A 7532-nucleotide genomic window follows, 5' to 3' on the forward strand; every position below is an offset into this window, starting at 1 on the left:
ACTTAAATCCGTATTTGAAGATTTATTTTTATAAATACTTTCTTAGGATAGCAAAGATTTTTTTTGAATCAAAATAAATAGTTTTCTAGTAGCAAAAATTATCTCCTATCTTCTCCCCTCTATCTTAAATCTTAATCCACCCAAAATATTATCAGCTTAATTTGCACATAGAGCTAGCAGAGCCAAAGATTTTCATCATATTTCTCTCAGACTAAAATATTAAGGATAAATCAAATTATTATGGCTTTACACGCAGAATTACATAGACATTTAGGAGGCTCCGTAGTTCCTAGAGTTTTATGGAGATATTTCCAACGTCAAAACCAGGAACTAGCAACTCGTTTTCCCGAATATCAACAATTTGAAGAATTTTATACTAAACCACGGAACACTTTAGATGAATATTTAGAACTACATACTTTAGTAGAACACGTTCAAACTATTGAGACATTACCATACTTTATTTATCGCTTAATTCGGGGTGCTTATACCTTTGAAAATTTAGCTTATTTAGAGTTACGTTATACACCTTACTTGAGAACTCCAGACAATTTATCTCAGTCTCAACGTATAGATTTAATGTCAGAAATAGTTGCAACTGTAGGTAAGGCAACTCAACAAAATGAGTATCCAATTGTTACCAGCCAAATTTTATGTACTCACACTCGTTTGCCCAATGAAGTAAATCAAGCAATTGTGGATTTAGCAGTGCAAATCCCAGAATATGTGTGTGCTATAGATGTAGCAGGAGGAGATAATAATTATAAAGAACGCATTGATGAGTTTATTAAACTCTATAAATATGCTCGTGAACAAGGAGTAAAAACTACTGGACATCTTTATGAAACTCCTAATGGTTGTCATCCAGAATTATTACCTTATTTAATGCGAATTGGTCATGGAATTCAAATACCTTTAAAATATCCAGAATTATTAAAAGAAGTAGCAAACCGGGGGCAATGTTTAGAAGTTTGTCCTACGACTTATTTCAAAACAGGTACTATGGATAATATGAGTCAATTGAAGACAGTATTTGATAAATGTTTTGATGCTGGAGTAGATATTGCTATTTGTACAGATAATGCTGGTTTACATAATGTACGTTTGCCATTTGAATATGAGAATTTATTGACATTTGATGTGATTGATTTTCGACAATTACAAGCTTGTCAAGATGCAGCTTTTCGTCATGCTTTTGCTTGGCCTCATGGTAAACGACCAGAAGAAATGTTAACAGGATTATTACAACCAGAACCTTTGGTTGCAGGAGTCTTCAATAATTAATAATTAACAATTAATAATTAATAATTACCTCTCCTTAAAATAGTAGCAGTAGGGTGCGTTAGTGAAGCGTAACGCACCGAAAAAGTAGGAATAGAGTAGAGTAGGTCCAGTAGGGTGCGTTAGGCGCTGACTACAAATTACAGTCAAACTGTTAAACATTACCCCAGCGCCGTAACGCACCGTTGAGTAGTAGACCGACACAACTAAAATGGTGCGTTACGACCGATTGCTAAATCTCTTTCATAGTCTAGATTTTAGCTGTCTAACGCACCCTACAAATTTTACTGTTTTTTTTATAACTGAACAAGACCACAGTGAAACAGTCTAGTAGTAGACTGACACACCTTTTAAATGGTGCAATAAATGTAGGTTGGTTTGAGAAACAAAACCCAACAACAGTCCTTCTCCCCTACTCCCTTACTCCCCCACTCCCCTACTCCCTAATGCACAGTTTTAGCTGTGTCGGTCCAGTAGGGTGCGTTACGCTTCGCTAACGCACCAAAAAAGTTGGCATAGGCGGTACTGGACTACTCAAAAATGGTGCGTTACGACGGAAAGCTAAATGCCTTCCACAGTCTAGATTTTAGCTGTCTAACGCACCCTACAAAACTCAACAAGACCACAGATTTAGACCTTGAGACTTAATCTAATTTAACAATTAAAGTTAAGATTTATTCGGTTTTCTCGACGTTTCATAAAGGGCGTTATTAGTATGTAGTATATACGTCTCATAAAAAGGAAGGGTTAAGTTATGAAACCTATGATTTGGCATCCTGAACCGAATGACGAAAAAGTGAATCAGTACCTTGATAGCAGCAATAAAGAACCGTGGTTAGCTTTCTTGGCAATTGGAGTGATAATTGTTTGTGTTTCTACACTCTTGATTTTGTTAGGAACTGTTTAAGTGCGGGAGTTTCTGCTGTGATAGTCGTGGGAGTTGTTAGTCAACCGTTGTCATTAAAATACTTTAAAAATCGAATTTAATATTAGAGGATCTGCCTCTTGACTCCTCCGAAGGAGCTAAGACTGACAGAGTATCTGCCTTTTGCAGAGAAACTCATTTTTTCAGAAGAGCTGGCTCTTTGTTAAATTAATGGGAATTCAACAAAATCAAATGAACCTGCCCCCATTCCACCGGACGCGGGGCGGGTTTATTTAACTAACGTCTTGATCTGAATGTTTTTGGCTGAACCCGCCCCTACAAATCGCACTGATAACTGATAACTGATAACTGATAACTGAAAAACCCGCCCCTACAAATCGCACTGATAACTGATAACTGATAAAAACCCGCTCCTACAAATTTTTTAACGGACGTAGGGGCGGGTTCCGCCTAGTGTGTTAATGGGAAGTCAAGAAAATGAAATAAACCCGCCCCCAGGTATCAATACCACCGGACGCGGGGCGGGCGATCGATAAATCAATCAGTTTTAACAATATTCCTAGTGAAACCCGCCCCTACGATTTTACATACGTTAATCATGTAGGGGCGGGTTCCCCCGTTAAGTTAATGGGAAGTCAAGAAAATGAAATAAACCCGCCCCCATCCCACGTTTAATCATTAAATCAATAAGGATGATTGGATTACCCGCAGGTTGAAGGGGGGCGGGTTTTGGTGAATTAATATCATGTCTCAAAATTTTTGATGAAACCCGCCCGTACAATTTTCTTCTCCCGAAACCAATTAACAGCATCCTGAAGCGCGACTCTAATTGAAGACTGAGGCAAACCTAATTCTTTCACCGCCTTAGCAGCATCATAAAACATCTTTTGTTGAGACATCCGCACCCCATCCAAAGGAACAGAAGGTTGTTTTCCCAAAGGTGCCAGAATTTTTTCATCAACCCACGCCACAGTTAAAGGCAACCATACCGGAATAGTTTGTCTCGGAGCAGGTAAACCTGTAACTTCCTCCAATAGATCGAGTAATTCCTTCAGTGTCAAATTTTGATTACCTAAAATATAGCGATCGCCACTTTTGCCTTTTTCCAAAGCCAACAAATGACCCCATGCCACATCCCGAACATCTATAATATTTAAACCAGTATCGACATAAGCAGGCATTTGCCGACGCAAAAATCGGACTATAATATCACCAGTCGGAGTAGGTTTAATATCCCAAGCACCAACAGGAGCAGTAGGATTAACAATTACCACATCTTGACCAAGATCAAACGCCCTCACTGCCTCTTGTTCCGCCAAAAACTTAGACTTTTTATAATCTCCCACCAACTTCTCCACTGGAGACTGATGGGTTTCATCAACAACTTTCCCAGAAACTCCCACCCCAATAGCAGCAACAGAACTTGTATAAACCGTCCGCTCAATTTTTGCCCGTCGCGCTGCTGCCAAAACATTGCGCGTACCCAAAACATTATTTTTGTAAACTAACTCTCTATCTTTTTGCCACAAAGAATAATGAGCAGCAACATGAAATAAAACTTGACATCCCTGCATTAACTCGGACAAGTGAGAGTCATTTAAGTCTCCCACTACCAATTCTACATCCAAATTTTGGAGGTTATCAAGACGACTTGTGGAGCGAACGAGCGATCGTACAGCATAACCCTGCTGAAGTAACAACCGCACCAAATTCGCCCCAATAAAACCACTTGCACCAGTAACAAAAGCTTTCATTATCAAATCAAAAAGTAGGNTCCCTGCATTAACTCGGACAAGTGAGAGTCATTTAAGTCTCCCACTACCAATTCTACATCCAAATTTTGGAGGTTATCAAGACGACTTGTGGAGCGAACGAGCGATCGTACAGCATAACCCTGCTGAAGTAACAACCGCACCAAATTCGCCCCAATAAAACCACTTGCACCAGTAACAAAAGCTTTCATTATCAAATCAAAAAGTAGGAGAGAAATCGGGTTTTTTATGATATATAATTCGGATAATTGCTATAACCAAGTCATTGCGACTGTAACGGAGTGAAAGGTTTGCGGAGCATTCCGGCACGGATAGCAATCTCAAGAGTAGCAAGAGATTGCTTCCTATAGTTACAATGACAACTTTTCAGCCAGATTATATATAACACAAACCTGGTTTCTACAAAAGTTGTCAATTTCTAAAATCCAGCAGCATCTACAATGACGCTATCGCAAGACCTTCCACTTGTTGGCACCAAAACATCCGCCAACTTTTCCCCAACTAGAGGTCTGCGCATTTTAATTTGCAGTTCACTAATTAACCCATTCTTACATCTAATCTTCACACTTTCGCCTGCACCTTCTCCAAAAGAATTGTCAAAAGCTGTTTCAATTTGAGACTGAGTAATTCTTTTACCAATATTTGCTTCAAATAAATCTTGTACTTCCGAAGTATTTACTTCATTCAATAAATCTAGCGCAATATCATAATAAGTATCTTCATCTCGCCCATCACAAGTACCATGTTTAATCCACTCGTGACGATGTAGATAAGACTGCTTACTAGGCATTACTTTTGCTAATTCAGAGGTAGTCTCTCGATCCAAATTTAGGGGTGGTAAATCATCCCATTCTCTCTGCTTATCATCATTTATATCCTCATAAGAAACTCCACAATAGTCAAGTCTGTCAGGCCACAAACCATGTAAAGTAAAGTTAGTCGCATCATAGCGATCTGCAGTCTGGGAAATACATTCAGGTCTGTATTGCATTGTTTGACAGAAACTGGGTTGCCAACTAATAGCAAATAAATATTTCTCTGCACAACCTTCATCAGGACAACTTGTTACAGTCTTGTTTTCTTCTGTTTTACTTATTTTTTCATCCCTAATTTCCCCACTAGGATTAAATTGACCACACTTTTTGTTTACCCACTTACTTTTTCCATCTACTTTTATATAAAAATAGTCTCCAGATTCTTTATTTAGTCCTAAAACTTGGTAAACTTTTCCTGGTTCAAGAGTGACAGGTTCAGTTTTCTTTTTGAAACTTGTGTAAGCTTCACAACTATTGATTGTGAAATCCCCACTAACATTATATAAGGCGAAAGCTGGGTTTTGTCCAAGTAGGAAAAAACATAACAAGAATGTGATGATTAATCTCACGATATCTCCTTTTTTGTTGTTGTACAACTACTGCGGGTATTATTTCATTATAAATTAAATTTACCACGACCTGTTCATATTAAACAAGGAAGTAGTAGTGCGGTGTCAAGCCTTAAATGTTACTTTAGAAAAATGCTAGGATGCTAATTTTTCAAAGCTTGACATCAAAGATATATTCCACTATTTTAAGCAAAATTGTAGGGTGTGTTATACGGCTTAAATTCATACTATGAAAGGAATTTAGTAATCCGTCGTAACGTACCATTGAATATGTGTAAACCTACTACTACCAGACTGGTATAGACGGTGCGTTACATTTCATTAACGCACCCTACCAGACTTCTCCTCTACTCCCCTACTCCCTACTCCCTAAAATAGACAAAGACTTATCAACAGAAACCAAAGTATTTGCACAAATTACCCCAGAAGCAGCAACCGCTGGTACTCCAATACCTGGCATTGTACTATCTCCCACCCGATATAAACCAGAAATAGGAGTTTGAGGTCCGGGAAAACTACCTTTACCAGCAGCAATAGCAGGTCCGTAAGTACCCTGATAACGACGCAAAAAGCGAGCATGAGTCAGAGGTGTACCAATTAATTCTAAAGTTATACGTTGGCGAATATCGGGAATTACCTTTTCTAAAGCAAGAAACAAAGATTCTGCTTTTTCCCGTTTCCGTTGCGGATAAGATTCATCTTTTTGCCAACTGGAAAAAGATTCCAAAGTATAAGCATGAACCACATGATGACCGGGAGGTGCTAAAGTAGAATCCCAAACGGAAGGAATAGAAATCATACAAGTATTGCCAGGAGTTGAAATATCAACATCTCCATCATGAACAACTACATGATGTCCGGTTAAACCTTCTAAACCATCAGCACGAATACCTAAATGTAAGTGCATAAAACTTTCTACCGCAGGAGTTGCCAAAGCAGGTTCACGGAAAGAAGGGGGTAAATCTTCAGGTCTCAACAAATTAGTATAGGTATCCCAAATCGTAGCATTGGAGATAACAATATTAGCCCTAATAATTTTATCTCCTCGTAAACGAACTCCTACAGCTTTACCAGATTCTATTAATATTTCTTCTACATGAGCATTCAAACGTAATTCACCACCCCAACGTTCTAAACCTCTAACCAAAGCATCAACTATTGCCGCACTACCACCAATAGGATATTCAATCACTGAATTAGAACGTTCTCCAAACATAAACGCCACCTCTGGAGCAACAGTACCATCAGCTTTCAACCCAGACAGAAGAAAACATTCCAAATCAATTAAACGGCGCACCCAAGGGTCTTTTACCCATTTATCCACGATTTGTCCAACGGAACCCCCTATATCCCCCAGGGAAGGCAACATCTTCAGTAAGGATAGTCCATATTTTCCCAATAAAATTGGTATTAACCAAAAATCAGCCCTTAAAGCTATAGGTGGAACTTCTTTCAGGCCAGCATACAATTGTAAAAGATTATCTTGAAAAAGTTTTAATTCTTTAGCTCCTTGAGTCGTAAATTTAGCAACAGCTTCTAGGTAAGATGACTCATTAGCATAAACTGGCAAACTACCTTCAGGAAAATGATAATGTCCCAGAGGGTCATAAACAACTGTCTCAATAGATTCGCCTAAAATGCTGAGGACTTTTTGTAAAGGATTAAGACTATGAGGGTCAGCCAACCCACAATAAAAAGATGGACCAGAATCAAAATGGAAACCTTGACGTGAGAAAGAGTGAGNCTTCTAGGTAAGATGACTCATTAGCATAAACTGGCAAACTACCTTCAGGAAAATGATAATGTCCCAGAGGGTCATAAACAACTGTCTCAATAGATTCGCCTAAAATGCTGAGGACTTTTTGTAAAGGATTAAGACTATGAGGGTCAGCCAACCCACAATAAAAAGATGGACCAGAATCAAAATGGAAACCTTGACGTGAGAAAGAGTGAGCTGCCCCTCCAGGAATACTATGGCTTTCACAAATTACTACCTTTTTGCCATAGTAGGCGAGCATTGCTCCAGCAACTAAGCCTCCTATGCCACTACCAATTACAATCACATCTAGATTTTCTGCTACCATATAAATTTATTTTTGACAATAGTATTTACAGTTATTATTGTTATAGCAGTCGAAGCAAAGGTTAGGATATTTATTAATCCTGTTTGCGCAGCATTCCGTAGGAAAACTCTTTAATATTATGCTGT

At 38.5% G+C, this 7532-nt stretch carries 5 protein-coding genes and 2 pseudogenes; 2 read left to right on the forward strand and 5 right to left on the reverse strand.

Annotation, left to right across the window (positions count from 1 at the left end; genetic code table 11):
• The first annotated feature begins 240 nt into the window (after positions 1-240).
• Positions 241-1284: an adenosine deaminase gene (locus tag AFK68_RS18870; protein ID WP_094674119.1), complete on the forward strand. Its 1044-nt coding sequence runs from the start codon at positions 241-243 to the stop codon at positions 1282-1284.
• A 751-nt stretch (positions 1285-2035) separates the two neighbouring features.
• Positions 2036-2188, forward strand: coding sequence for a hypothetical protein (locus AFK68_RS37040; protein ID WP_168186545.1), 153 nt, complete (start codon positions 2036-2038; stop codon positions 2186-2188).
• A gap of 722 nt (positions 2189-2910) precedes the next feature.
• Here the strand turns inward: AFK68_RS37040 and hpnA are convergent.
• The 5 genes and pseudogenes from hpnA to AFK68_RS18895 all read right to left on the reverse strand — a co-directional run.
• Complete coding sequence (gene hpnA, locus AFK68_RS18875; protein WP_094674121.1) at positions 2911-3921, reverse strand: hopanoid-associated sugar epimerase; 1011 nt, start codon at positions 3919-3921, stop codon at positions 2911-2913.
• A 20-nt stretch (positions 3922-3941) separates the two neighbouring features.
• Positions 3942-4130 (reverse strand): annotated as a pseudogene (locus tag AFK68_RS18880) (NAD(P)H-binding protein); the annotation flags it as partial.
• A gap of 227 nt (positions 4131-4357) precedes the next feature.
• Positions 4358-5323: a ribonuclease T2 gene (locus AFK68_RS18885; protein WP_143438037.1), complete on the reverse strand. Its 966-nt coding sequence runs from the start codon at positions 5321-5323 to the stop codon at positions 4358-4360.
• A 355-nt stretch (positions 5324-5678) separates the two neighbouring features.
• On the reverse strand, positions 5679-6692 hold the full coding sequence (locus AFK68_RS18890) for a phytoene desaturase family protein (RefSeq protein WP_371357447.1): 1014 nt from the start codon (positions 6690-6692) through the stop codon (positions 5679-5681).
• A gap of 375 nt (positions 6693-7067) precedes the next feature.
• A pseudogene (locus AFK68_RS18895) lies at positions 7068-7407 on the reverse strand (phytoene desaturase family protein); the annotation flags it as partial.
• Between the last annotated feature and the right edge of the window lie 125 nt (positions 7408-7532).

Source organism: Hydrocoleum sp. CS-953, from assembly GCF_002260545.1.
Lineage (GTDB): Bacteria > Cyanobacteriota > Cyanobacteriia > Cyanobacteriales > Microcoleaceae > Trichodesmium.

What these genes read in the sequence shown, in the direction of transcription:
- hpnA (WP_094674121.1), bottom strand. Translation starts at nt 3,921, where the DNA reads ATGAAAGCTTTTGTTACTGGTGCAAGTGGTTTTATTGGGGCGAATTTG.
- AFK68_RS18870 (WP_094674119.1), top strand. Translation starts at nt 241, where the DNA reads ATGGCTTTACACGCAGAATTACATAGACATTTAGGAGGCTCCGTAGTT.
- AFK68_RS37040 (WP_168186545.1), top strand. Translation starts at nt 2,036, where the DNA reads ATGAAACCTATGATTTGGCATCCTGAACCGAATGACGAAAAAGTGAAT.
- AFK68_RS18890 (WP_371357447.1), bottom strand. Translation starts at nt 6,692, where the DNA reads ATGTTGCCTTCCCTGGGGGATATAGGGGGTTCCGTTGGACAAATCGTG.